18 protein-coding genes are annotated in these 24,734 nt (G+C 71.0%); 11 read left to right on the top strand and 7 right to left on the bottom strand.

Going from position 1 to position 24,734, the window contains the following annotated elements; all coding sequences use genetic code 11:
• The first annotated feature begins 104 nt into the window (after positions 1 to 104).
• Complete coding sequence (locus ABTY98_RS22785; protein WP_352222767.1) at positions 105 to 1,031, top strand: helix-turn-helix transcriptional regulator; 927 nt, start codon at positions 105 to 107, stop codon at positions 1,029 to 1,031.
• A gap of 8 nt (positions 1,032 to 1,039) precedes the next feature.
• Here the strand turns inward: ABTY98_RS22785 and ABTY98_RS22780 are convergent, their stop codons facing one another.
• Positions 1,040 to 2,275, bottom strand: coding sequence for a DUF4241 domain-containing protein (locus ABTY98_RS22780; RefSeq protein ID WP_352222766.1), 1,236 nt, complete (start codon positions 2,273 to 2,275; stop codon positions 1,040 to 1,042).
• Positions 2,276 to 2,422: 147 nt separating this feature from the next.
• Here ABTY98_RS22780 and ABTY98_RS22775 point away from each other — a divergent pair, with 147 nt between their 5' ends.
• A complete protein-coding gene (locus ABTY98_RS22775; RefSeq protein WP_352222765.1) occupies positions 2,423 to 3,163 on the top strand; it encodes a class I SAM-dependent DNA methyltransferase in 741 nt (246 codons plus the stop codon).
• A 325-nt stretch (positions 3,164 to 3,488) separates the two neighbouring features.
• Here the strand turns inward: ABTY98_RS22775 and ABTY98_RS22770 are convergent, their stop codons facing one another.
• Positions 3,489 to 3,917, bottom strand: coding sequence for a secondary thiamine-phosphate synthase enzyme YjbQ (locus ABTY98_RS22770; RefSeq protein WP_352222764.1), 429 nt, complete (start codon positions 3,915 to 3,917; stop codon positions 3,489 to 3,491).
• 125 nt (positions 3,918 to 4,042) lie between these two features.
• Here ABTY98_RS22770 and ABTY98_RS22765 point away from each other — a divergent pair, with 125 nt between their 5' ends.
• Positions 4,043 to 5,119: an NAD(P)-binding domain-containing protein gene (locus ABTY98_RS22765; protein ID WP_352222763.1), complete on the top strand. Its 1,077-nt coding sequence runs from the start codon at positions 4,043 to 4,045 to the stop codon at positions 5,117 to 5,119.
• A 12-nt stretch (positions 5,120 to 5,131) separates the two neighbouring features.
• Here the strand turns inward: ABTY98_RS22765 and mltG are convergent, their stop codons facing one another.
• Positions 5,132 to 6,040, bottom strand: coding sequence for an endolytic transglycosylase MltG (mltG, locus tag ABTY98_RS22760; RefSeq protein ID WP_352222762.1), 909 nt, complete (start codon positions 6,038 to 6,040; stop codon positions 5,132 to 5,134).
• Positions 6,041 to 6,139: 99 nt separating this feature from the next.
• Positions 6,140 to 8,044 (bottom strand): ABC transporter ATP-binding protein, encoded by a 1,905-nt coding sequence (locus tag ABTY98_RS22755; RefSeq protein ID WP_352222760.1) that lies wholly within the window; start codon positions 8,042 to 8,044, stop codon positions 6,140 to 6,142.
• A gap of 95 nt (positions 8,045 to 8,139) precedes the next feature.
• Here ABTY98_RS22755 and ABTY98_RS22750 point away from each other — a divergent pair, with 95 nt between their 5' ends.
• Positions 8,140 to 8,592 carry a MarR family winged helix-turn-helix transcriptional regulator gene (locus ABTY98_RS22750; RefSeq protein ID WP_352222759.1) on the top strand — a complete coding sequence of 151 codons (453 nt, stop codon included), beginning with the start codon at positions 8,140 to 8,142 and terminating at the stop codon, positions 8,590 to 8,592.
• A 75-nt stretch (positions 8,593 to 8,667) separates the two neighbouring features.
• On the opposite strand, the gene ABTY98_RS22745 is transcribed toward ABTY98_RS22750, so the two are convergent.
• Positions 8,668 to 10,020, bottom strand: coding sequence for a cation:dicarboxylate symporter family transporter (locus tag ABTY98_RS22745; RefSeq protein ID WP_352222757.1), 1,353 nt, complete (start codon positions 10,018 to 10,020; stop codon positions 8,668 to 8,670).
• Positions 10,021 to 10,189: 169 nt separating this feature from the next.
• Positions 10,190 to 11,785, bottom strand: a complete 1,596-nt coding sequence (locus ABTY98_RS22740) for a peptide-N4-asparagine amidase (RefSeq protein ID WP_352222756.1) — start codon at positions 11,783 to 11,785, stop codon at positions 10,190 to 10,192.
• Positions 11,786 to 11,915: 130 nt separating this feature from the next.
• On the opposite strand from ABTY98_RS22740, the gene ABTY98_RS22735 reads away from it, so the two are divergent.
• From ABTY98_RS22735 to ABTY98_RS22710, 6 genes are all read left to right on the top strand, one after another.
• Positions 11,916 to 13,442, top strand: coding sequence for a M1 family metallopeptidase (locus tag ABTY98_RS22735; protein ID WP_352222755.1), 1,527 nt, complete (start codon positions 11,916 to 11,918; stop codon positions 13,440 to 13,442).
• Positions 13,443 to 13,669: 227 nt separating this feature from the next.
• The gene (locus tag ABTY98_RS22730; RefSeq protein ID WP_352222753.1) at positions 13,670 to 15,661 is read left to right on the top strand and encodes an N-acetylmuramoyl-L-alanine amidase; all 1,992 of its coding nucleotides are present in this window, start codon (positions 13,670 to 13,672) and stop codon (positions 15,659 to 15,661) included.
• 972 nt (positions 15,662 to 16,633) lie between these two features.
• A complete protein-coding gene (locus ABTY98_RS22725) occupies positions 16,634 to 18,481 on the top strand; it encodes an ABC transporter transmembrane domain-containing protein (protein ID WP_352222752.1) in 1,848 nt (615 codons plus the stop codon).
• The gene (locus tag ABTY98_RS22720) at positions 18,478 to 20,259 is read left to right on the top strand and encodes an ABC transporter ATP-binding protein (protein ID WP_352222751.1); all 1,782 of its coding nucleotides are present in this window, start codon (positions 18,478 to 18,480) and stop codon (positions 20,257 to 20,259) included. The genes ABTY98_RS22725 and ABTY98_RS22720 overlap by 4 nt, the downstream gene beginning before the upstream one ends.
• A gap of 195 nt (positions 20,260 to 20,454) precedes the next feature.
• The gene (locus tag ABTY98_RS22715; RefSeq protein WP_352222750.1) at positions 20,455 to 20,925 is read left to right on the top strand and encodes a DUF5709 domain-containing protein; all 471 of its coding nucleotides are present in this window, start codon (positions 20,455 to 20,457) and stop codon (positions 20,923 to 20,925) included.
• Positions 20,926 to 20,985: 60 nt separating this feature from the next.
• Positions 20,986 to 21,246, top strand: a complete 261-nt coding sequence (locus ABTY98_RS22710; RefSeq protein WP_352222749.1) for a type B 50S ribosomal protein L31 — start codon at positions 20,986 to 20,988, stop codon at positions 21,244 to 21,246.
• 17 nt (positions 21,247 to 21,263) lie between these two features.
• Here the strand turns inward: ABTY98_RS22710 and ABTY98_RS22705 are convergent, their stop codons facing one another.
• On the bottom strand, positions 21,264 to 22,058 hold the full coding sequence (locus ABTY98_RS22705; RefSeq protein WP_352222748.1) for a metal-dependent hydrolase: 795 nt from the start codon (positions 22,056 to 22,058) through the stop codon (positions 21,264 to 21,266).
• A gap of 145 nt (positions 22,059 to 22,203) precedes the next feature.
• Here ABTY98_RS22705 and ABTY98_RS22700 point away from each other — a divergent pair, with 145 nt between their 5' ends.
• The gene (locus ABTY98_RS22700) at positions 22,204 to 24,717 is read left to right on the top strand and encodes a DEAD/DEAH box helicase (protein WP_352222747.1); all 2,514 of its coding nucleotides are present in this window, start codon (positions 22,204 to 22,206) and stop codon (positions 24,715 to 24,717) included.
• The last annotated feature ends 17 nt before the right edge of the window (positions 24,718 to 24,734 follow it).

The raw sequence follows: 24,734 nt of genomic DNA, 5'->3' as shown, positions 1-24,734 counted from the left end.
ATGTGGGCCGCCACTCCCCCGTGCCGGCGGCCCTCATCACCGGAGTCGTCGGACCCGATCTCGGTGCCCGGTTGAAGCATGCGACAGCGGGCTGTCGTGTGGGTATGCGTATAACTGCGTACGGCAAGGGCAGAGAGGAACACGTGTCACACCGGCTGGACAGGGCCTACGAACGCCTCACCGGGCTGGCCGTGGCCGCGTTGAACGAGCGCGAGCCCGAACGGCTGTGGCCACTGCTCGCCGACGCGCTGGCCGACCTGTGCGGCGGAGAGACGCTGATCTACAAGCTGGACGACTGGAACGAGGGCGAGGGCACACTCGGTATGTCGGCCGCTGCCGCCGCCGAGTTGGGCCGGCTCGGCGACGAGGCACTGAGCGTGCTGCGCTCGGGCTACCCGTTCGCCCACCACTACGCGGCCGGCCTCGGCCGTGCCCCCGTCACGGCCCGTCAGCTCGCACGGGAGGCCTGGAAGGCGAGCAAGACCGCGCGGATCCTCGGCCGTTCCCTGGACCTGGACCAGGTCCTGGCGCTCCCGCTGCCCGGGACGGTCGCGCCGATCACGGGCTGTCTGGTCTACCGCTCCGGCGCGGACTTCACCGACGACCACCTACGGACCGCCGAGCGCGCCCAGCCGCTGCTCGCCGCCGTGGAACAGCAGCGCCAACTGCTGGAACAGTGGCGCAGGTTGGCCGCGAACGCCGGTGAGCCGGAGGAAATCGCGGCTGACTGCGCGCTGACGCCCCGTGAACTCACCGTCCTGCTCCTGCTCACCGACGCCCTGACGGCGGACGCGATCGGCCGGCGTCTGGGCATCTCGGCCCGCACGGTGCACAAACACGTCGAGAACATCTACCGCAAACTCGGCACCCGCGACCGTCTCAGCACGGTCCTGCACGCCCAGCGCCTGGGCCTGGTACCCGCACCCGACCGGTCGGAGGGCAGAAGGCGTCCGCCGGGCCATGGACGTTCGCCGGGCCGCGGGCAGCTACAGGGCAGCAGGCGGCCACCGGAGGATCACGACGGCCGGTAGCCGGAGGATCACAAAGGCCGGTAGTCCGAGAGCCAGCCGGTGGGCACCACGATGGAGACCACGTCTCCGGAGGCCGCCCGGCCCAGCCACACCGACCAGGTTCCGTCGCCCCCGGTGCAGAAGGTCACCAGGTCGCCGCCGGTCTTCTCGTCGGCGACCCGCAGGGTGCCGGTCCTGACCTCCTCGACTCCGCCGTCGCCGTCCCCGTCGAAGTAGCGCCGAAAGGTCCCGGCCAGCGTGTCCCAGCCGGAGGCGTCGGCGAAAGAGCCCTGTGCCGCGTCGGTGCCGAATCCGTAGGCATGGCCGTCCAGCAGCAGCCGGGGGTCCTCGCCCTCCCCGAGTCCCAACTCCCAGGTGACCGCCGGTTCGTCGGAGATGAGCAGTCGTATCAGGGGTTCTTCCGACACCGCGAAGGGTTCACCGTGGTAATCGCCCTCGCCGACGAGCACGGCCGTCTGCAGAGGGTATTCCCCGGGCGGGATACGCTCGGTGAGTTCCCTGGGAGTGCCGGTCAAGGGGTCGGCGACCACCAGCCGGCCGCTGGGCACCCGGAGCGTGGTGACGTCCTCGACCCGGTCGACGGTCACCTCGCCCTCGTTCTCGGTGACGAAGCTGTCGCAGGCGAACCGGTTGCCCGGCTTGAGGAGTTCCTGCACATCGAACTCCGGCCGGTACGGCCGGGGCGCTCTCCACAGGGATGCCGGCGGCTCCGGTCCGTCGCCGGTCCCGTCCGGATCGGCAGCCGGGGACTCGTCCCGGCCACGGGCGGTACCGACGCCGAAGGCCTCCCGGGGAATCCACCACTGTGCTTCCGGCAGTTCCCTCCAGCCGTGCCGGGTCGAGCCGGCATCGGCCTGTTCCTGGACGATGTACTCGGCCTTGTCGCCGGGCGTCAGATTGAGCGTGGTCCGCCAGGCGTCGCGGGCCCGGTCGGGCTGGTCCGGTGTGGCGTAGCGCCGCTCCACGACCTGCCGTACGAACAGACGGCCCGGTTCCAGCAGCCGCAGGTCGTACTCGCGGGTGCGGCGCCCCGACTCGTCGTACATCCAGTGCCCGACGTGGTGGTCGGACCAGGCCACGAGGTACACCGCCACGGGTTCGGGCCGTCCCGGCTCCCGGTGGATCACCACATACGGTTCGCCCTCGTCGTTCCGCCGCCGTGCCCCCGCCGCCGAGAGCGGCCGGTACGCGCGGCGGGTCTCGGCATCCCAGCCCTCCGCGTACGAGATGTCCACCATGGTCATGTTCCCCACCCGATCCGCCGTGATCCGTCCGTGCGACCGCTGTGGAAAAACCGTACCGACCGCCACTGACAACAGCGGTTCGAGGAGCCCTGGGGGCCGGGAAATTGCGTGGACGACGGCGCCGGCCGCCCGGCAGAGTGGCCGCCCATGACGAGCAGTGAGCTGTGGAGCCGCGCCGAGGCCGACCGCTACGACGCCGAGGAGACCGGGATGACCTCGGCCGCCGTGCTCGGGCCGACCGTCGACTTCCTCGCCGAACTCGCCGGAGACGGCAGGGCGTTGGAGTTCGCCATTGGAACCGGCCGGGTCGGTGTCCCGCTCCGGGAGCGCGGGGTGCCCGTGGTGGGCATCGAGCTCTCCGAGCACATGGCGGCCGTTCTGCGCCGCAAGGTCGACGCCAGGACGCTGCCGGTGGTGATCGGGGACATGGCGACGACCACCGTGCCCGGCGAGTTCTCCCTGGTCTATCTCGTCTACAACACGATCTCGAACCTGCTCACGCAGGACGAGCAGGTCGAGTGCTTCCGCAACGCGGCCCGGCATCTGGCGCCCGGCGGCCGGTTCGTGATCGAGCTGGGCCTGCCACCGCTGCGGCTGCTGCCGCCCGGCCAGGTCGCGGTGCCGTTCGACGTCTCCGCGGGGCACATCGGTTTCGACACCTTCGACCTGGTCGGGCAGATCCTCGTCTCGCACCACCTCACCCGCGACGGCGAGGACGGCCGCTACCGCCGCGGCGACTCCCGGCACCGGTACGCGTGGCCGGCCGAGCTGGATCTGATGGCCAGGATCGCGGGGCTCGAACTGGAGCGTAGGGTCGCCGACTGGGACGGTTCCCCGTTCGCACAGGACTCGACGAAACACATCTCCGTCTGGCGCAGGCCGGCGTAGCGGATCCCGGCTCTCGGCCCGACAGCGGAAGGGACCGGTGACGATTGACCGCTGAGCCGGGTGGCGGCTCGGTGCAAGCGCCCCCGCCGGATGGCCGTTCGGCAGCGGTTCGCTGTCCTGGCTGATCGAGGCCGGCGGCGGCACGGATCTCGCCTCCGGACCCGGAGACCCAGGCGCGGACAGCCCGTCACACGGTGACTCGGGGTGGAAGGGCTCAGCGTGCGCGCCTTCACGACAGGTCGATGAGAGCCGAGTTCCCCTTGTACCGGTCGGGTGAGACGCCGTCCTCGTCCGGCCCTGGCCTGGCCATTCCGGACGGCCGGGATCAGGCGCCCGCAAGGAAGGAGAGACGCACCTTTCGTTCGGGATTGTCCTTGTTCGTGTCGACCAGGCACACCGACTGCCAGGTGCCTAGTCCCAGGTGGCCGTCGATCACCGGAAGGGTGGCGTGCGGGGGCACCAGCGCCGGGAGGACGTGGTCGCGGCCGTGGCCTGGGCTGCCGTGCCGGTGCTGCCAGCGGTCGTCGGCGGGGAGCAGGGTGTGCAGGGTGGCCAGCAGGTCGTCGTCGCTGCCGGCGCCGGTCTCGATGACGGCGATCCCGGCCGTCGCGTGCGGCGTGAAGATGTTCAGCAGGCCGTCACGGCCGGCCGCGGCCTCGCGCAGGAAGGCCTCGCAGTCGGCGGTCAGGTCGACGACCCGCTCGCGGGTCCCGGTGGCGACTTGGAGCACTCGTGTGGTGAAGGCATCCGACATGCCCTCATCCTCGCCCATCCGCCCATCCGCCCATCCGCCCATCCGCCCATCCGCCGGGCCACCGGGCCGCGGGTGCGAGCGACCGGGGCGGGAAGATCCCCGCCCGGCACCCTGTTGGTAGAAGCGTGAACAACGTGCGCGAGGTCGATGTAGTCGTCATAGGCGCTGGTCAGGCCGGTCTGTCCAGCGCCTATCACCTGCGGCGCACCGGCTTCGAGCCGGACCGCCACTTCGTGGTCCTGGACCACTCCCCCGCCCCGGGCGGCGCCTGGCAGTTCCGGTGGCCTTCGCTGACGTACGGCAAGGTCCACGGGATGCACGCACTGCCGGGCATGGAGCTGACCGGGGCCGACCCGGCGCGACCGTCCGCCGAGGTCATCGGTGAGTACTTCGCGGCCTACGAGCGCACCTTCGACCTGCGGGTACGGCGGCCCGTGAACGTCCGCGCGGTGCGCGAGGGCGACGGCGGACGGCTGCTCGTGGAGACGGACGCCGGGGACTGGTCGACACGGGCGCTGATCAACGCCACCGGCACCTGGGACCGGCCGTTCCTGCCGCGCTATCCGGGCCAGGAGACGTTCCGTGGGCGACAGTTGCACACCGCGCAGTACGCCGGGCCCGCGGAGTTCGCCGGGAAGCGGGTGGTGGTCGTCGGCGGTGGGGCCTCCGGCACCCAGCATCTGCTGGAGCTTGCCCCGTACGCGGCCGCCACCCTCTGGGTCACCCGGCGGCCGCCGGTCTTCCGTGAGGGGCCCTTCGACGAGGGCGCGGGCCGGTCCGCGGTCGCGCTGGTGGAGGAGCGGGTGCGGCAGGGACTACCACCGAGAAGCGTGGTCTCGGTGACCGGGCTGCCTCTCAACGATGCCATCCGGCAGGGCCTGAGGGACGGTGTCCTGGACCGGCAGCCGATGTTCGACCGCATCGCTCCGGACGGGGTGGAGTGGCACGACGGCCGGCATACCGACGTCGACGTCATCCTCTGGGCGACTGGTTTTCGCGCCGCTCTCGACCATCTGGCGCCGCTGCGGCTGCGCGAGCCGGGCGGTGGGATCCGCGTCGAAGGGACCCGTTCGGTCGCGGATCCGCGGGTCCACCTCGTGGGGTACGGACCCTCGGCCAGCACTGTCGGCGCCAACCGCGCGGGCCGCGAAGCCGTCCGGGACATCAGGCGGCTGCTCGCAGGGGAGCCGATGGCCGCATGACGTCCCCTTGGATCAGCGAGGTGGCTGCGAGACCGGTTGCGACTGCGGGCCCTTGCTGTTACGCACCGCGTTGAACTCGGCGACATTGCGCTGGTGTTCCGCGTAGTCGGCGGTGAACCGCGTGTCCCCCGGCTTGACCGTGACGAAGTACAGCCAGTTGCCCGGCGTCGGGTTCATCACGGCACGCATGGCGTCCTCGCCCGGGTTGTCGATCGGGGTGGGCGGCAGACCCATGCGCTGGTAGGAGTTGTACGGGTTCTCGATACGGGTGTCGTTCAGCGTGGTGTCGACGGTGGTGCGGTTGAGGGCGTAGTTGAGGGTGGAGTCCATCTGCAGCGGCATGCCGCTCTGCAGCCGGTTGAAGACGACCCGGGCCACCTTCCCCATGTCGGCCTTGTCCGCCGCCTCGGCCTGGACGATGCTGGCGATGGTCACCGCCTGGTGGACATTCAGCGCGTTGCGCTGCGCACCGGCCGCGACGGGCGCCCCGTCGAACCTCTGGTTGGCGGTGTCCACCATGAACCGCAGCACGGACTGCGGGGTCGCACCCTTCTCCAGGGGATAGGTGGCCGGGAAGAGATAGCCCTCCGGGTTGCCCCCGGCGTCGCCGGGCAGGTGCAGGCCCGCGGTGCCGACGGACCTCTTGGTGCTGCCGACGGGGAGGTCGAGCGCCTTGTCGACGGCGTCGTAGACCTGGGACGCCCGCCAGCCTTCCGGGATGACCAGGGTGGCGGGCCCGGCGGGCGCGCCGTGGACCAGGGACAGCAGCGGCACCGTCACGGCGGCGCCCGCCACGACGACGCCGGCGGCAACGAGGAGGAGCCTGCCGCGGCGCGTCAGCCGGATCGTCTTCCGTCGAATCGACCTCGGTCGGATCGCGTTCCGCCGGATCGGTTTCCGTGGCGGAGTGTTCGTCTGCATGCAGGCACGTTAGCCCGCGTACCGCTACAAACCCGGCATATCTTCAGTTTGTCCGCTCCACGTTGCCGACTCCAGCTCGCCGACTCCAGCTCGCCGACTTCAGCTTGCCGGTGGAGTCACCCACTGACGCTCCCGGTCGCCCCGCCGGCGCCCCGGCCGTCTCGCCGACTCCCACTGGGCCGCCTCGCCGGTTCCGGCCGGCTGCTCCCCCGCCGTCTCCACTCGGGCGTCCCGGCGCACCAGCGCCGCGTACCGTCCGTCGAGTTCGAGCAGTTCCTCGTGGGTGCCCCGTTCGGCCACCTGTCCGGAGTCGAGGACGACGATCTGGTCGGCGCCGCGGATCGTGGACAGCCGGTGGGCGATGGTGACGGTCGTCCGGTTGGCCGACAGGGCGTCGATGGCGTCCTGTACGGCGTGTTCGGTGCGGGTGTCCAGGGCGCTGGTCGCCTCGTCGAGGATGAGGACCGGCGGGTCGCGCAGGATGGTGCGCGCGATGGCCAGCCGCTGCTTCTCACCGCCCGAGAAGCGGTGACCGCGTTCACCGACGACGGTGTCGTAGCCGTCGGGCAGTGCGGCGATGTGGTCGTGGATCTGGGCCGCGCGGGCGGCAGCGTGGAGTTCCTCGTCAGTGGCGTCCGGCTTGGCGAAGCGCAGGTTGTCGGCGACCGAGGCGTGGAAGAGGTACGTCTCCTGGGAGACGACGCCGACCGCGCGGGCGAGGGTGTCGAAGTCCAGGTCACGGACGTCGACGCCGTCCAGGGTGACCCGGCCGCCGGTGACGTCGTAGAGCCGGGGAACCAGGTAGCCGAGCGTGGACTTGCCGGCGCCGGTCGGGCCGACGACCGCCAGGCTGCCGCCGGCCGGGACGGTGAGGTCGATGCCGTCGAGGACGGGCCCGCTCTTGTCGTCGTAGCGGAACTCGACCTTCTCGAAGCGCACCTCGCCCTTCACCCGGTCCAGGTGGACCGGCTCGTCCCGCTCGGTGATGTCGATGGGCAGGTCGAGGTACTCGAAGATGCGCTGGAAGAGGGCGAGCGAGGTCTGGATCTGGACGCCGGTCTGCAGCAGGCTCACGGCCGGGCGGAACAGGCCCTGCTGAAGGGAGACGAAGGCGACGATGGTGCCCAGCGAGATCTGCGGGCCGCCCAGCTGGAGGGCCATGCCGGCGGTCCAGTAGATGACGGCGGGCATCGCGGCCATCACTATCGTGATCACGGCCATGCGCCAGCGGCCGGCCATGTTCGAGCGCACTTCCAGGTCGACGAGCTGCTCGGACTCGTCGGCGAAGGAGGAGGTGAGCGAGTCGGCGCGGCCCATGGTCCGGCCGAGCAGGATGCCGCTGACGGAGAGCGACTCGGTGACCGTGGCGGCCATTGCGGCCATCTGCTTCTGGCGCTGGGTGGTGATCTTCTTGCGCTCGTTGCCGACCCGGCGGCTGATCCACACGAAGGCCGGGAGCAGGACCATCGAGACGATGGTGAGCCGCCAGTCGAGAGCGATCATCGCGACGATCGTGGCGACCACGCTGGTCAGGTTGGAGACCAGGGAGGTGGCCGTCGAGGTGACGGTGGCCTGCATCCCGCCGATGTCGTTGGCTATGCGGGACTGGACCTCGCCCGTGCGGGTGCGGGTGAAGAACGCGAGCGACATGCGCTGGAGGCGGCCGTACACGGCGGTGCGCAGGTCGTGCATGACGCGCTGGCCGACGGTGGTCGATATCAGCGTCTGCAGTACACCGAAGACGCTGGTGAGAACGGCGCTGAGGATCATGCCCAGCGCCAGCAGGCCGAGCAGTCCGGTGCGGCCCTGCGGGATCGCGGTGTCGAGGATCGCCTTCAGAAGGAAGGGCGTGGCGACCGAGACCAGCGAGGCGGCGCCGACCAGCAGGCCGACGATCGCGAGCCGGCCGCGGTAGGGACGGAAGAGGGCGAGGATGCGGCGCACCTGGCGGGGCTGCCCGGCCGAAGTGCCGTCGGGGGTCCAGTTGATCTCGTCTCGGGGCATGGCTCCTACGGATGGGTGTGGTGTGTACGGACTGACGGAGCATAGCTCACTGTTACCTATACTCACAATGAACATAGTCCTGATATTGTTCCCGTATGAGCACCCCCGACTCCGACGGCCCGCTCGCCGAGCAGTTGCTACGCCTCACACGCCGGGTGTGGCGGATCCAGAAGCACCATCTGCAGGCGCGCGATCTGGGCGTCACCCCGGCCCAGTCTCGACTGCTGCGCACCCTCGCGCACTACGAGACCCCGCCGCGCATGGCCGACCTCGCCTCACGACTTGAGGTAGTGCCGCGCGCGGTGACGACGCTGGTCGACGGCCTGGAAGCGAGCGGCAAGGTGTGCCGGGTGCCGGATCCGACGAACCGCCGGGTGACCCGGATCGAGATCACGGACGAGGGGCGCGAGACCCTGCGCGAACTGCGGGCGGCGCGGAGGTCCGCCGCCGAGGAGATCCTGGCTCCACTGTCGCAGGAGCAGCGGGAGGTGCTGGGCGGCCTGCTCGACACACTGGTCGACGGGACGGCGGCCACGAAGCGCTGCTGAGACCTGACGAAGCGGCTCCCCTCCGGGATTCCGGGATTCCGGGATTCCGGAGGGGAGCCGCTTTGCTTCTGTACGTCAGCCTTCGGACACGGGCTCCCTGGCCGGCGCCTGCGCGGGCATCTCGGCCTCGGTGACCGCGACCTCACCGCCCAGCACCTTCTTCGCCCGCTCGACGTCCAGCGCGCCCTCCCAGCGGGAGACGGCGAAGACGGCGACGCAGTTGCCGAGCAGGTTGGTGACGACACGCATCGAGTCCATGATGCGGTCGACCCCGAGCAGCAGGGCGACGGCACCGGCCGGGATCGCCCCGAGCGAGGAGGCGGTCGCGGACAGCGCCAGGAAGGCCGAGCCGGGGATGCCGGCCATGCCCTTGCTGGTGAGCATCAGCACCAGGACCACGGTGATCTGCTGACTCAGGCTCAGGTCGACACCCACGGCCTGGGCGATGAACAGGGTGCCGATGGAGAGGTAGAGCGAGGCGCCGTCGAGGTTGAAGGAGTACCCGGTGGGCAGCACCAGGCCCACGGCGTCGTCGCGGGCGCCGGCCCTCCGCAGCTTCTGCATCACTCGCGGCAGCACGGACTCCGTGGAGGCGGTCCCGAGCGCGAGCAGCATCTCCTCACGGATGTAGCGGAGGAATTTCCAGAGGCTCAGCCCGGTGACCGTCCGAAGGGCGACGGCGAGGAGCGCGACGAAGAGGGCGGCGGCCGCGTAGCACAGGACGATCAGCTTGGCGTAGGTCTCGATGACACCGAGGCCGTACTGGCCGATCAGGACGGCCATCGCGCCGAAGACGGCGATCGGGGCGAGGCGCATCACGAAGCCGACGATCGCGAAGATGATCTCCTGGGCCTGCTCGATGGCCGACAGCACCTGCGGCACCTTGGTGTGGCCGAGGTGGAGCAGGGCCGCACCCACCAGGCAGGCCAGGACGAGCACCTGGAGCAGGGAGTTCTCGGCGAAGGCGCCTATGAAACTGGTGGGCAGCGCGTCGAGGATGAACTCGGTCGTCGAGGGCAGCGAGCCGCCGCCCGTCTTCGCGTCGACCGCCTTGGCGCTGAGGGCGGCCGGGTCGACATGCATCCCCGAGCCGGGCTGGACGACGTTGGCGGCGACCAGCCCGATGACCAGCGCGAGCGTGCTCGCCACCTCGAACCAGACCAGGGCCTTGAGCCCGATCCGCCCGAAGGCCCTCAGGTCACCGGCCTTGGCGATGCCGACGACGACCACGCAGAACACCAGCGGCGAGATGATCGTCTTGATGAGCCGGGTGAAACCGTCGCCGAGCGGCTGAAGGTCCGAGGCGAAGCCGGGCCACAGCTTCCCGACGACGATTCCGAGCACGATCGCGCAGGCGACCTGCGCGAAGAGGGGGGTACGCAGTATGCGTGCGACGCGTCGCGGCAGGGACGGTACGGACTGCGGCACGGGCACTCCTGGAGGGGGGCGTCGACTCGCCGAAGCCGAGCGGGACTTCTGCGATACGGAAAGCGGTTTCCGTGTCGATCACTCTTGAGGCCTTCTTGATCCTTTCCGAAACCACCGTGTATCAGCCGTGTAAATCACGTGCCGGGTGACGCGTCGCACACAACTCGGCTCAGCAGCCGCTGCGATCCTCCGTCAGCACCCCCTGTTCGGTGGCCAGCGAACGGTCGTAGCACCCGCCGGGCCCGTACAGCCGGTAGCGCTCGCTCGACGTGCCGACCGCGTGCCGCTGGTCGCGCGGCACATCGAGGGTGTACGTCGCGTCACCGCGGTAGGTGTCGTCCAGTCGCGACCAGCCGCCCGCGGGCCCGGTGACCGCCGCCCGGTCGCCGAGGGTGAGTTGGGTACGCAGCCGGTTGTCGGTGCCGATGGTGGTGGCGCCGTTCATCGTGTACGTCCGGTGAGTGCGCGTCGCGCGGGGCGCGCCACCCGCCTTCACGGTGACGTCCTGGTCGTCCGTCCAGGTGGCGTCGAGCGCGTCGGTCGTTTCGCCGTCGTTCCAGCGGTGCGCCGAGGTGTTGGCCAGTGTCCGGCTGACGGTGGTGGTCACCCTGCCGTGCGAGGTGTCGACGTATCCGGAGACGGTGAGCCGGTGCCCGGCGTCGGTGTCGACCCGGTACTCCCCCGAACCCGGTGTGTAAACCGAGGAGTTGACGGGCTCGGAGGCCTTGGCCTCGGTGAGCTTCCCGGTGACGTGGGCGCGGTGCGCGTCCTGCCAGACCAGCACGTTCACGGGAGCGCTCCAGCCGGCCTGACCCTCGGGCACCCCGGCGACGGAGACCTCGACCTGGTGTGGGCGACCGTCGTCGAGCAGTCCGGCGAACGGCGTCAGGTCGTATTCGATCGGCTTGACATCGAAGGCGCGGGGGCCCGGAACGACGTACCAGAGGAAGGGGTTGGACCAGCCGCCGGTCCATACGTTCGGGAACGGCGAGGCGACTCCGGCCAGTTGGCCGTCGACCTTGATCTGCACCTCCCGGTAGGGTCCCTTGTCCGCCTTGCAGGAGTACGACGCCAAGTCGGCCACCGTCAGATACCAGAACTCCTCGCAACCGCCGCCGGATCCGGTGGCGTACACCTCGGCGACGATGCGCTCGCTGTTGCGCGGGGTGGTGAGGGTGGTACCGCGGTCCAGGGTGAGCACCTTGTCGGGGACGGTGGCCCGGGGGCGTCCTTCGTAGAAGGTGAGCGTGGCCTTGACGTCGATCACGCCGGTGTACGTGTCGTCGACGACGTTGCCAATGAGCATCTCGACGTCCTGCGCGCCGCGGAAGGTGTCGCTGTAGCGGGTGACGTCCTTCTCCACGTGCCACTCGATGCCGTCCGGCGAGGGCTCGGGGGTGGAGGTGCGCAGCACCTCGACGCCTCCGACGTGCAGATAGCCGAGCCGGTCGTACTGACGGCCCTTCACCTTGCCGTCGAGCCGCAGCACCACCTTGCTCCACCGGTCGCCACAGCCCTGGGGTGGCGTATAGGTGCCGCTGTACGGCGTGAAGTCACGGAACTGGGCCTGGGCCAGGTTGACTTGGCAGGACTTGGCACCCTTGGGCACGGACACCGGCGGGGCGGCGGTCACCGGGTCGTGCCAGTCGGTGCCGAACTCCGCCGGGACGTCGGCGGCTACGGCGGCGGGGGCACCCGCACCAAGGAGCGCGCTCGCCAGGAGGGTCGCCCCGGCAAGCATGGACATGACGATCGGTCTTCTCATGGCCGGTGTTCTACGGGGAGTTGACCGCCGGCCGCAACGGGGAGACCGGCCGACCACCCCCTGACCCGTGCGGACGCACACCGGCTGCACATATGATGCTATAAGCGGATCTTGCTGCCACAGTGCTCCCATGGAGATCACGACCGCTCACGTCCGTCGCACGGCCCTCGCCCTCGCCCTCGGCGGTGCCGTCGCCCTCACCTGCGACGCCGTGCTCGCCGGCCTCCCGCACCGGAACCACGACTCCCCCGCCCCCGGCCCCTCGGCCGCCTCCTCCGGCCCTGCCTCGGCCCCGGCCCCCGGCGCACCGGGCATCGGCGACCCCCTGATGCCGCTGGACGGCAACGGCGGTTACACGGTGCGCCGTTACACGCTCGACTTCGACTGGCGGGCGCCCGAGACGCCGTTCGAGGCCGGCACCACCATCAGCGCCACCGCCACCCAGGCCCTGTCCCGCTTCGACCTGGACTTCGCGGGCAACACCCTCCACAAGGTCACCGTCGACGGCGCGCCGGCCGCCGCCGTCCGGGACGGCGACGAACTCGTGGTCACACCCGCCCGACCGATCCCGCGCGGCAGCACCTTCGCCGTCCGCGTCACCTACACCGCCGACCCCACCCAGCGTCGGCAGCGCGGCGACGCGATCCGGGAGTACGGCTGGGTGCCCACCGCCGACGGCACCCTGCTCTGTCTGCAGCCCGACGGCGCCAAGCTGGTCTTCCCGGTCGACGACCACCCCAGCCTGCGGGCGCCGGTAACCTTCCGCATCACCACCCCCGCGGGGCTGCGCGCGGCGGCCAACGGCCGGCTCGTCGACCGCGTCCAGCGGCCCGGCGGACGCGTTCGCTGGACGTACGACTCCGAGGAGCCCATCGCGGCACAACTGGTTCAGGTCGCGATCGGGAGATTCGCGTTCGTCGACAGCACGGGCCCGCGCGGACTGCCCGTCCGGGACGTGGTACCTGACGGCCTGGTCGCGGAGACCGAGGCCGACCGCTCGCTCACCCCGGAGCACCTCGCCTGGCTGGAACGGCGGCTCGGCCCGTACCCGTTCCGCCGCTACGGCGTGCTGGTCGGGGACACCGATCTGCCGGTGGCGCTGGAGACGCAGTCGCTCTCCGTCGTACCGAAGGACGACCTGCTGGGCGACCAGGTCGACGCCGAACGCAATCTGGTCCACGAGCTGACCCACCACTGGACGGGGGACAGCGTCGCCATCCGGCGCTGGTCCGACCTGTGGCTGAGTGAGGGTCATGCCCGTTTCTACGAGCGGCTGTACTCCGCCGAGCACGGCGGCGTCGGCATGGAGGACGCCATGCGGGCGGCGTACGAGCAGCACGACCAGTGGCGCCACGACGACGGAGCCCCCGCCGAGCCGACGGAGCCGACACTCTTCAAGGTGATGCGGTACGACGGCTCGGCGCTGGTGCTGTACGCCCTGCGGGAGAAGGTCGGTGACGAAACGTTCGACCGGATCGAGCACACCTGGGTGAACAGGTACCGGGGCCGTGCGGCCGGCACCACGGACTTCGTCGCGCTCGCCTCCGAGGTCGCGGGCGAGGATCTGACGCCGTTTCTGACGCCCTGGCTGTACGGGCCGAAGACCCCACCCATGCCCGGCCATCCCGACTGGCAGGTGGACCCGGTCGAGGACTGAGTCCGGACGGTGTGTGGCTCGCCCGCGACGCCGCCCCCCGGATGTCGATCCGCTGCCGCCGACCGGGTGGCCTCTGCCGGACCGCTGGTCCACCCGGTTGACGTTCGGCGCGCCGTGCCGCGCAGAACACGGAAACGTACGAGGGGTGACGTTAAGGGCAATCCCTTTGCCCTGGTTGCGACGAGCGTGGTTGGAGACCCTCAGCAAGCGGTTGGAGACCCTCCGGTATGAGAAGAACTGTCGCCCCACGTGTGCCCGGCGGCCTGCGGACGTGCCGCCTGACGGCCTGTCTGCTCGCCACGGCCGCGCTGCTGCCACCGCTGCTGATCCTCCCGGCGTCGGGCGCCGACGAGGCGGATGACCAGCGCCTGCAGAACGCCTTCACCGATGCCGCGCGCGAGTTCCATGTGCCGCGCAGTGTGCTCATGAGCGTGTCCTACATGCAGTCGCGCTGGGACTCCCACCCGGGCACCCCCAGCGTCGCGGGCGGCTACGGGCCGATGCACCTGGTGGAGCCCGCCCGCGGCCGCGCCCCGGCACCGGCGGCGGCCCCGCCGGCGCCGAACGGCCGCAAGAACAGCCAGCTCGCGGGGACGGTGTTCGCCTCGGGCGGCCACGCCGTACAGCCGGCGGACCTGGACCGCGCCGCACGGTTGATCAAGGTCCCGGCCGCGGAGCTGCGGACGGACGCCACCTCCAACGTACGCGGCGGCGCGGCCCTGCTGGCCTCCGCCCAACGGCAGCTCGGCAAGCCGCTCAGCAACGACCCGAAGGCCTGGTGGCAGGCGGTGGAACGTTTCCCCGGGACACCTGACGTCACCTCGGCGACGACGTACGCCAACGACGTCTTCACCCTGATCCGCCGGGGAGCACACCGGACCACCGCCGAGGGGCAGGAGGTCACGCTCCCCGCCATGCCCGGAGTCAGCCCGCACCCCGGCCCACAGGTCTCACCACGGCCCAAGGAGGTCGAGTGCCCTCCCGAACTGGCCTGCGACTGGCTGGCCGCGCCGTACGAGGAGATCGACGAGGACGGCGACTACGGCAACCACGACCTTGCCGACCGGCCCCGGGACCAGAAGATCGATTACATCGTCATCCACGACACCGAGTCGACGCTGCCGAACATGTTCAAGACCGTACAGGACCCGACCGAGGCGTCCTGGCACTACTCGGTCCGCTCCAGCGACGGCCATGTCACCCAGCACGTCAGGACGAAGGACGAGGCCTGGCACTCCGGCAGCAAGTTCGTCAACGCCCGCTCGATCGGCATCGAACACGAAGGGTTCCTCACCCACCCGGGCACCTGGTACACGGAGCAGATGTACCGGTCCTCGGCCCGTCTGGTGCGCTTCCTGGCGAAGAAGTACGGCGTCCCGCTCGACCGGCAGCACATCTTCGGCCATGACAACGTGCCGGCTCCGACCGGCGACAGCATCCCCGAGATGCACGAGGACCCCGGCCCCTTCTGGGACTGGCGGCACTACTTCGACCTGCTCGGCGCGCCGCTGAAGGCCACGGCCGGACCGGACAGCGACGTGGTGATGATCCTGCCGGACTACGCCACCCACAAGCCGCGGTACACCGGGTGCGAGGGTGCCGGAAAGCGGTGCCAGCCGCACGGCTCCAGCGCCGTCCGTCTCCACACCGCACCGGCCGAGGACGCCCCGCTGATCCAGGACCCGGGCCGCAGGCCGGACGGCGAGGAGTCCACGGAGGACGTCAGCGACCTCGGTTCGCGTGTCTCCACCGGACAGACCTTCGCCGTCGCCGACCGCAGCGGCGAGTGGACGGCGATCTGGTACCAGGGCAACAAGGCCTGGTTCAAGAACCCCAAGGAGCACCCGACGGCCGTCGGCGCGAGCGGACGCATGGTGACGCCGAAGGAGGGCCTGGACGAGATCCCGGTGTACGGGCGTGCCCTGCCGGAGGAGGAGGCCTACCCGGAGGGAATGGAGGAGGAGGCCGACTCGCCGCTCCCGTACAGCCTCCGGGCGGGCCAGCGGTATGTGACGCAGTCCGGCGTCGGCAGTTCCTACGTCGACAGGTCGTCCTTCTCCGACCTGCCCCAGCCTGTTGTCCTGGGCCAGGAGAGGTACTACGAGATCCAGTTCGGCCACCGGCTCGCCTACGTCCGGGCGAACGACGTGGACCTGGTGCACGCGAGCGCCGGCTCGGCGGGTGCGCCCGAGCAACAGCCCGGCCCCGCCGGCCGGTGACCCCACGGCGCCCGGGGCCTCGCCAGGCCGGCAGGTCCATCCTGTCCCCCATCACCACCACGGGATCGCGGTCCGGGTCGAGCGTGCGGAGCAGGAACCTCATGGCCTCCTCGGAGAGGCCGATGCAGGCCGAAGTGCCGCTGCCGTGGTCGAGGTGCAGCCAGATGCCACCGCCCCGTTCGGCGCCCCAGGGACGGGTGATGTCGTGCGACGGCGCGCCCCGCAGCCGGTTGCAGTCGATGGCGACGACGTAGTCGAAGTCGTGCTGGTGCGCCGGGTCCCAGTAGTACGGGGGCGCGTAGACGTCCTCGCCCTGGGTGTAGGAGAGCCGGGTGCCCGGGTCGGGGAGCACACCGCCCGCGCCGGTGAGGGTGAACACGCCGACCGGGCTGCGTCCGTCGCCCGCGTAGTGATCGGTGGTCCAGCCGTTCCGCCCGTTGTGCGCGAGCCAACTGCCCACCGGCCGCCATCCGTCGTCCTGCAGCCCGTACAGCACGACCGTGGAGTCCGCCGAGTCCTCGCCCTCGCCGTACCCGGCCAGGACCTGACCGGAGTCGGCAGGGATCTCCGCGTGCAGCCGCTCGCCGACGCCTGGCAGCGCGCTCGGGGCGCCGACGGGGACGGCCGGCCTCGGCTGTGCCGGGCGGCCCCTGGGCGCCACCCTTCGCACCGCCGCCGCTGTCCGGTCCCCCGGCACGCTCTCAGGGTCGCCAGGAGGGTTCCGAGCACCACCGCCGTCGCAACGGTCGCACGCCGAACGCTCTTGATCTGCACCCGGTCATCCTGACATCACATACCGGCTCATTGATCTAGTTTCCTGACATCCAGGGCGTGCTGGGCGGCAAGCCCCTGGCCTGAAGACAGCGGATTTCGCTGACCGCCGGGGAAAACCGTTTGATTTCGACCACGCTCCGACGCGAACCTTTCACGGCTTGTCGCCACCTTCCCCCCGACACGAGCCACTGGGACGTCATGCAGATTCAAGATCTTCCGTATTCCGATCCGGGCGTGCCCGACGCACGCTCGGGTCCCCGATTCCTGTGGTGGCTCGGGCGACATCAGCTGGGGGGCCAGCTCAAGGCGCTGGCCTGGGGGGTGCTGCACTTCGTGGCCGTCTCCGCGCTCCCCTTCTGTGTAGGGCTCGCCGTCCAGGCCGTCGTCGACCGCTCCGGCACCCGGCTGGCGCTGACGGGTGGTCTGCTCGTGCTGTGCGGCGCGGCGATCGCCGTCGGCGACACCTTCCTGCACCGCGCCGCCGTCACCAACTGGATCACCGCGGCCGCCCGCGTCCAGCAACTGCTCGCCCGCAAGGCCGCCCAGCTGGGCTCGGCGCTGACCCGGCGGGTGGCGGCCGGCGAGGTCGTCGCCGTCTCCACCGGCGACGTCGAGAAGATCGGCTGGTTCGTCGAGGCTGTCTCCCGGTTCACCGCGGCCGCGCTGACGGTCGTCGTGGTCGGCGTCGGGCTGCTCTTCTACCAGCCCGCGCTCGGCTGGGTGGTCGCCGCCGGGCTGCCCCTGGTGGCGCTGGCCGTGCTGCCGCTGCTGCCCCGGGCGACCCGGCGCGCCGACATCCAGCGTGCGAAGGCCGGCCGGGCCACCGAGCTGGCCTCGGACACCGTGGCGGGGCTGCGCGTGCTGCGTGGCATCGGCGGCGAGGACCTCTTCCTCGACCGGTACCGCCGTGCCTCCCAGGAGGTGCGGCGGGCCGCCGTGCGCAGCGCCCGGATGTGGTCCCTGATCGCCGCCATCCAGGTGCTGGTGCCGGGGCTGCTGCTGATCGCGGTCGTCTGGTACGGCGTCCACCTCGCCCGGCAGGGCCGCGTCACCGTCGGTGAACTGGTCACCGTCTACAGCTCGGTCATGATCCTCAACTACCCGTTGCAGCACTTCACCGAGATCGCCATGGCGTACTCCTTCTCGCGCCCCTCGGCGAAACGGGCCGCCCGGGTGCTCTCCCTGGAACGGGCCACCGACACCGGCGGCTCGCGCGCGGGCGCGGTGCCGGACGGCGACCTGTACGACCCGGACACCGGTCTGCTGGCACCCGCGGGCCGGCTGACCGCCGTGGTCTGCGGCGACCCCGACGCCGCCGGCCACCTCGCCGAACGGCTGGGCGGCCACCCCGCCGAGGCCGCCGCCTCCGTGCTGCTCGGCGGCGTGCCGCTCGACGAACTGCCTCTGGAGACCGCCCGCACCGCGGTGCTCGTCCAGGACAAGGACCCGGTGCTGCTCTCCGGTTCGCTGCGCGAGTTGCTCGACGTGCCGGCCTCCGGCGCCGTGCGAGCAGAGGACGCGCTGTCCGCCGCCCAGTGCGCCGACGTCCTGGAGGCCCTGATCCAGGGCTCGTTGGACGTCTCCGACCCGCTGGACGCCCGGATCACCGAGCGGGGCCGCTCCCTGTCGGGCGGCCAGCGCCAGCGGCTCGCGCTGGCCCGGTCGCTGATCACCGACCCCGAGGTGCTCGTCCTGGACGAGCCGACCTCCGCCGTCGACTCGCACACCGAGGCGCGGATCGCGGAGGGAATCCGCGAGGTGCGGTCCGGCCGGACGACCGTGGTGTTCACCTCCTCACCGCTGCTGCTCGACCGGGCCGACCGGGTCGTCCTCGTCCACGAGGGCGAGGTCGGGGCGGTCGGCTTGCACCGCGAACTGGTCCGCACCGAACCCCGGTACCGGGCGATGGTGACCCGGGAGACGGACGACGAGGCCGCCCTACGGAACCCGAGGGACGAAGACGTCGCGCTGCTAGGCGGCGCGGTCGAGGAGAAAGAGGCCGCGCTGCGAAGCGGCGCGCTGGAAGAGATCGAGGAAAGCGCATGATCGGCGTCGCACCACCGTCGTACGACCCGGCGGCCCCGACGACGGCCACCACCCTGCCCGTCGGCGCCACCTCGACCGTGCGCGCCTACGTGGCCGAACTGTTCCGCCGGCATCGCCGGGCCTTCTCCGCCCTCGTCATGGTCAACACGGTGGCCGTGGTCGCCTCCATGGCCGGCCCGTACCTGCTCGGCGGGCTCGTCGAGCGGGTCTCCGACGGTGCCCGTGAACTCCATCTGGGCCTGACCATCGGCCTGTTCGTACTCGCGCTCGCGGTCCAGGCGGTCTTCGTGCGCGAGGTCCGGCTGCGGGGTGCCGTGCTCGGCGAGCGGATGCTGGCCGACCTGCGCGAGGACTTCCTCGTCCGGTCCGTCGGGCTGCCGCCGGGCGTCCTGGAACGGGCGGGCACGGGCGATCTGCTGTCCCGGATCACCACCGACATCGACCGACTCGCCAACGCCATGCGGGAGGCCGTACCTCAGCTGTCGATCGGCATCGTGTGGGTCGTGCTGCTGCTCGGCGGTCTCGTGGTCACGGCGCCGCCGCTGGCCGCCACCGTGCTGCTCGCCCTGCCGATCCTGGTGGTCGTCTGCCGCTGGTACTTCAGGCGGGCGCCCTCCGGCTACCGCTCCGAGGCCGCCGGGTACGCCGCGGTGGCCGCCGCCCTCGCGGAGTCCGTGGACGCCGGGCACACCGTAGAGGCGCACCGGCTCGGCGCCCGGCGTATCGCCCTGTCCGAACGCCGGGTCAAGGAGTGGACGGCATGGGAGCGCTACACGCTGTGGCTGCGGTCGGTGCTCTTCCCGGCCGTCAACGCCACCCACACCGTCGTGCTGGGCTCTGTGCTGATGATCGGCGGTGTCTTCGTCCTCGACGGCCGGCTCGACGTCGGCCAGCTGACGACGGGCGCGCTCATCGCCCAGATGCTCGTCGAACCGGTCAACCTGATCCTGCGCTGGTACGACGAGGTCCAGGTCGCCCAGGTGTCGCTGGCCCGCCTGGTCGGCGTCCGGGACATCGAACCCGACGCAGGTGACGCCTCGCTGGCTCCCGAGGGCCGGGAGGTGTACGCGGACGAGGTCCGCTTCGGCTACCTGCAGGGCGTCGACGTGCTGCGCGCGGTCTCCCTGGAGGTCGCGCCCGGCACCCGGCTGGCCCTGGTCGGCCCGTCGGGCGCGGGCAAGTCCACGCTGGGCCGGCTGCTCGCCGGCATCTACGCGCCCCGCGACGGCCGGATCACCCTCGGTGGCGCGGAGCTGTCCCGGATGACCGCCGAACGGGTCCGCTCCCATGTCGCCCTCGTCAACCAGGAGCACCACGTCTTCGTGGGCTCCTTGCGTGACAACCTGCTGCTCGCCCGGACCGGCGCCGAGGACGCCGAGCTGTGGGCGGCCCTGGGTGCCGTCGACGCGGACGGCTGGGCGCGGGCCCTGGAGCAGGGCCTGGACACCGAGGTGGGCTCCGGCGGCCTCACGCTGACCCCGGCGCAGGCCCAGCAGATCGCGCTGGCCCGGCTGGTGCTGGCCGACCCGCACACCCTCGTCCTGGACGAGGCGACCTCGCTCCTCGACCCGCGCGCGGCCCGCCACCTGGAACGGTCCCTGGCCCGGGTCCTCGACGGCCGCACCGTGGTCGCCATCGCCCACCGGCTGCACACCGCCCATGACGCGGACGTCATCGCCGTGGTGGAGAACGGCCGGATCAGCGAGCTCGGCAGCCACGACGAGCTGGTGACGGCCGACGGTGCCTACGCGGCGCTGTGGCGGTCGTGGCACGGGTGACGGGCCTCGGCACGGGGTGCGCGCCGCAGGTCGCGCCCCGTGCCGTTGCGCGGGTACGAGCAGGGGTGGAAGGCTGGATAGCGGCACCGGTTCGGGGACGGGCCGGGAACCGCAGGGTTCGCGGCGTGTGAGACCCGTGCCGCGCGTGCCGGCGGCCCGCCCCTCGGACCGCCGCCTCACTCCCTGGAGGTAGCCGTGACCACCGCCGACGGATGGGGGGACGACGTCTACCAGCCCGACGGATCCGAGATCCGCGAGGACACCGGACTGCTCGACGTGGAGGACACGCTGGAGTCCGACGGCGTCAGCGATCCCCTGGACCGGGGCTGGTCGCCGCCCGAGCGGCCGTGGGCCGTGGAGCACACCGGGGTGACGGCGGCGGAGGGCCACCGGGGCGAGACCCTGGACCAGCGGCTCGCCGAGGAACTGCCCGATCCGGCCGCCCCCGACGGCGACGGCATCGGCGACTGCCAGGGCAGCGACGGAGAACTCCTGGACAACGAGGTCGGCGATCTGCGCTCCGGCCGCCTCGTGGCACCCGACGAAGGGACCCACGAGGACGACGAGAACGGTCTCGTCGCCACCGACGTCGGCATCGACGGCGCCGGGGCCTCCGCCGAGGAGGCCGCGATGCACATCGTCGACGAGGACATCACCTACGGCTGACGCCGGACCCCCTTGCCCGACCGCCCTGTCCGCCCTGTCCGCCCTGTCCGAGGAGCCGCCATGCAGCAGGACAAGCACCCCGACTACCACCCCGTGGTCTTCCGCGACCGCGCCGCCGGATACGCCTTCCTGACCCGGTCCACCGCGACCAGCGACCAGACCATCGACTGGGACGACGGCCAGACCTACCCGGTGGTCGACGTGGAGATCTCCTCCGAGAGCCACCCCTTCTACACCGGAAAGGCCCGCACGGTGGACTCCGAGGGCCGCGTCGCCGCGTTCGAGCGACGCTACGGCGGTGGCTCGGGGAAGACCGGCTGACCCGGTGGACCCCGCGGTCAGATGACGTTCAGGGCGGCGGCGCAGCCTATGCCGCCCAGCACCATGAACACGGGCATCAGCACCTTGAGCTCGACCCAGCTGCCCGCGCGGAACCGCATCACCTTCGGCGGGCCCAGCGGGTACCAGCGCTTGCGGCCGATCGGGACGGGCCACAGGATCGGGCAGCCGGAGACGGTCAGCGCGTCCCCGATGTCGTGCACCAGCGCTCCCAGCACCACCGGCAGCCCCAGCCACAGGTACTCCTGGCCGGGCTGGGTGAACAGCCAGTCCGAGCCGTTGCCCGGCTTGTCCAGGGTGCCCGCCAGGATCCAGGCGCTGGTCGCCGCCAGCAGCCACACCAGCACGTCGCTGCTGGAGCCGCGGGCCGCTCGCCACAGCAGGCCTTCGATGGCCAGCACCATGTGCGCGAAGAGAATCGCCAGCACCGCCCAGCGGCCGCCGAGGATCGCGGCGGCCGAGCAGCCCGCGCCGATCAGCGCCGCCCACACCCAGGTGTGGGTCAGCGTTCGGTGGCCGCCGGAGCGGCGCGGGTCGCCCGGCTTCCGCGTCGCCTTGTAGACGGCGTACGACAGCTTGTCCACGATCTCGCACAGCCAGCGCGACAGCGGTCCGAAGGCGCGCGAGATGGTGGCGGCCCTGTGGTCGAGGTCCGGGGCGAGTGCGGCGCCGGCGGAGATCAGTGCCCCGACCAGGAGCACCGGCCAGGGCATCCCATGCCCGGCCGCGGCGGCCGCGGCTCCGACGCCGAGCCAGGCAGCGGCTCCCGACAGTGAGTGTGCTGGTCCCATCATGGCCGCTGTCCGCCCCATTCCTCGTATACCGCTGTCCAGTTGACCGGGTGCGATGACGCTCCGTCGGCGACACAGCATAGGGGTCTTGATCTTCGGGCTCGCAGCCGATTCCCCCCTCGGGGGGTGGGCCAGGCAAGATGGGTGCGTGACCCTCATCGATCGACTGCCGCCGACCGCCGACCCCGACGCCCTGTACGAAGCCTTCGAGTCCTGGGCGCAGGAGCGCGGTCTCACGCTCTATCCCCACCAGGAGGAGGCGCTGATCGAGGCGGTCTCCGGGGCGAACGTGATCGTGTCGACACCGACCGGCTCCGGCAAGAGCATGATCGCCGCTGGCGCGCACTTCGCCGCGCTGGCCCGTGACGAGGTCACCTTCTACACGGCGCCGATCAAGGCGCTGGTGTCGGAGAAGTTCTTCGAGCTCTGCAAGATCTTCGGCACCGAGAACGTCGGCATGCTCACCGGCGACGCCTCCGTGAACTCCGACGCGCCCGTCATCTGCTGCACCGCCGAGGTCCTGGCCTCCATCGCCCTGCGCGACGGCAAGCAGGCGGACATCGGCCAGGTCGTCATGGACGAGTTCCACTTCTACGCCGAGGGCGACCGCGGCTGGGCCTGGCAGATCCCGCTTCTCGAACTTCCGCAGGCGCAGTTCATCCTGATGTCCGCCACCCTCGGCGACGTCTCCTTCTTCGAGGAGGACCTCACCCGCCGCACCGGCCGCCCCACCTCGGTGGTCCGCTCGGCGACCCGCCCGGTGCCGCTCTCCTACGAGTACAAGTTCACCCCGCTCACCGAGACGCTCACCGAACTGCTGGAGAGCAAGCAGGCGCCGGTGTACATCGTGCACTTCACGCAGGCGCAGGCGGTGGAGCGGGCGCAGGCGCTGATGAGCATCAACATGTGCTCGAAGGAGGAGAAGGAGCAGATCGCCGAACTGATCGGCAACTTCCGCTTCACCACCAAGTTCGGCCGCAACCTCTCCCGGTACGTCCGGCACGGCATCGGCGTCCACCACGCCGGCATGCTCCCCAAGTACCGGCGCCTGGTCGAGAAGCTCGCGCAGGCCGGCCTGCTGAAGGTCATCTGCGGCACCGACACCCTGGGCGTGGGCGTCAACGTGCCCATCCGCACGGTCCTGTTCACCGCCCTCACCAAGTACGACGGCAACCGGGTGCGCACCCTGCGCGCCCGTGAGTTCCACCAGATCGCCGGCCGGGCGGGCCGGGCCGGCTTCGACACGGCCGGCCTGGTGGTCGCGCAGGCGCCCGAGCACGTCATCGAGAACGAGAAGGCGCTCGCGAAGGCGGGCGACGACCCGAAGAAGCGGCGCAAGGTGGTGCGCAAGAAGGCGCCGGAGGGCTTTGTCGGCTGGACGGAGACCACGTTCGAGAAGCTGATCGCGTCCGAGCCGGAGCCGCTGACCTCGCGTTTCCGGGTGACGCACACGATGCTGCTGTCGGTCATCGCCCGCCCGGGCAACGCCTTCGAGGCGATGCGCCACCTGCTGGAGGACAACCACGAGCCGCGCAAGCAGCAGTTGCGGCACATCCGCCGGGCGATCGCCATCTACCGCTCGCTCCTGGACGGCGGCATCGTGGAGAAGCTCGACGAGCCGGACCCGACCGGTCGCATCGTCCGCCTCACGGTCGACCTCCAGCAGGACTTCGCGCTCAACCAGCCGCTGTCCACGTTCGCCCTCGCCGCGTTCGAACTCCTCGACCCCGAATCGCCCTCGTACGCCCTCGACATGGTGTCCGTCGTCGAGTCCACGCTGGATGACCCGCGGCAGATCCTGGTCGCCCAGCTGAACAAGGCGAAGGGCGAGGCGGTGGCCGCGATGAAGGCGGACGGCGTCGAGTACGAGGAGCGCATGGAGCGCCTCCAGGACGTCACCTACCCGAAGCCCCTGGAAGAGCTGCTCTTCCACGCGTACAACACCTACCGCAAGAGCCACCCCTGGGTCGGCGACCATCCGCTGTCGCCGAAGTCGGTGATCCGGGACATGTACGAACGGGCGATGTCCTTCACGGAGTTGGTGTCCTTCTACGAGCTGGCCCGCACCGAGGGCATCGTGCTGCGCTACCTGGCGAGCGCGTACAAGACGCTGGACCACAACATCCCGGACGACCTCAAGTCCGAGGATCTCCAGGACCTGATCGAGTGGCTGGGCGAGATGGTCCGCCAGGTCGACTCCAGTCTGCTGGACGAGTGGGAGCAGCTCGCCAACCCGGAGGAGATGACGGCCGAGGAGGCCCAGGAGAAGGCCGACGAGGTCAAGCCGGTCACCGCCAACGCGCGCGCCTTCCGGGTCCTGGTCCGTAACGCCATTTTCCGCCGGGTGGAGCTGGCCGCCCTCGACCAGGTCGACGAGCTGGGCGAGATGGACGCGGAGTCCGGCTGGGACGCCGACGCCTGGGGCGAGGCGATGGACAAGTACTGGGACGAGTACGAGGACCTGGGCACCGGCCCCGACGCCCGTGGTCCCAAGCTGCTCGTGATCCAGGAGGAGCCGCAGAACGGGCTGTGGCTCGTCCGGCAGATCTTCGACGACCCCAACGACGACCACGACTGGGGAATCAGCGCGGAGGTCGACCTGACGGCCTCCGACGCCGAGGGCCGCGCGGTCGTCCGTGTCACCGATGTCGGCCAGCTCTGACCCGGCCCGCTCTGACC

It is taken from the genome of Streptomyces sp. NPDC096040, assembly GCF_040303265.1.
GTDB lineage: Bacteria > Actinomycetota > Actinomycetes > Streptomycetales > Streptomycetaceae > Streptomyces.
The sequence above is the reverse complement of the archived record's forward strand: the minus strand, read 5'-3'. Positions and strand labels throughout refer to the sequence as shown.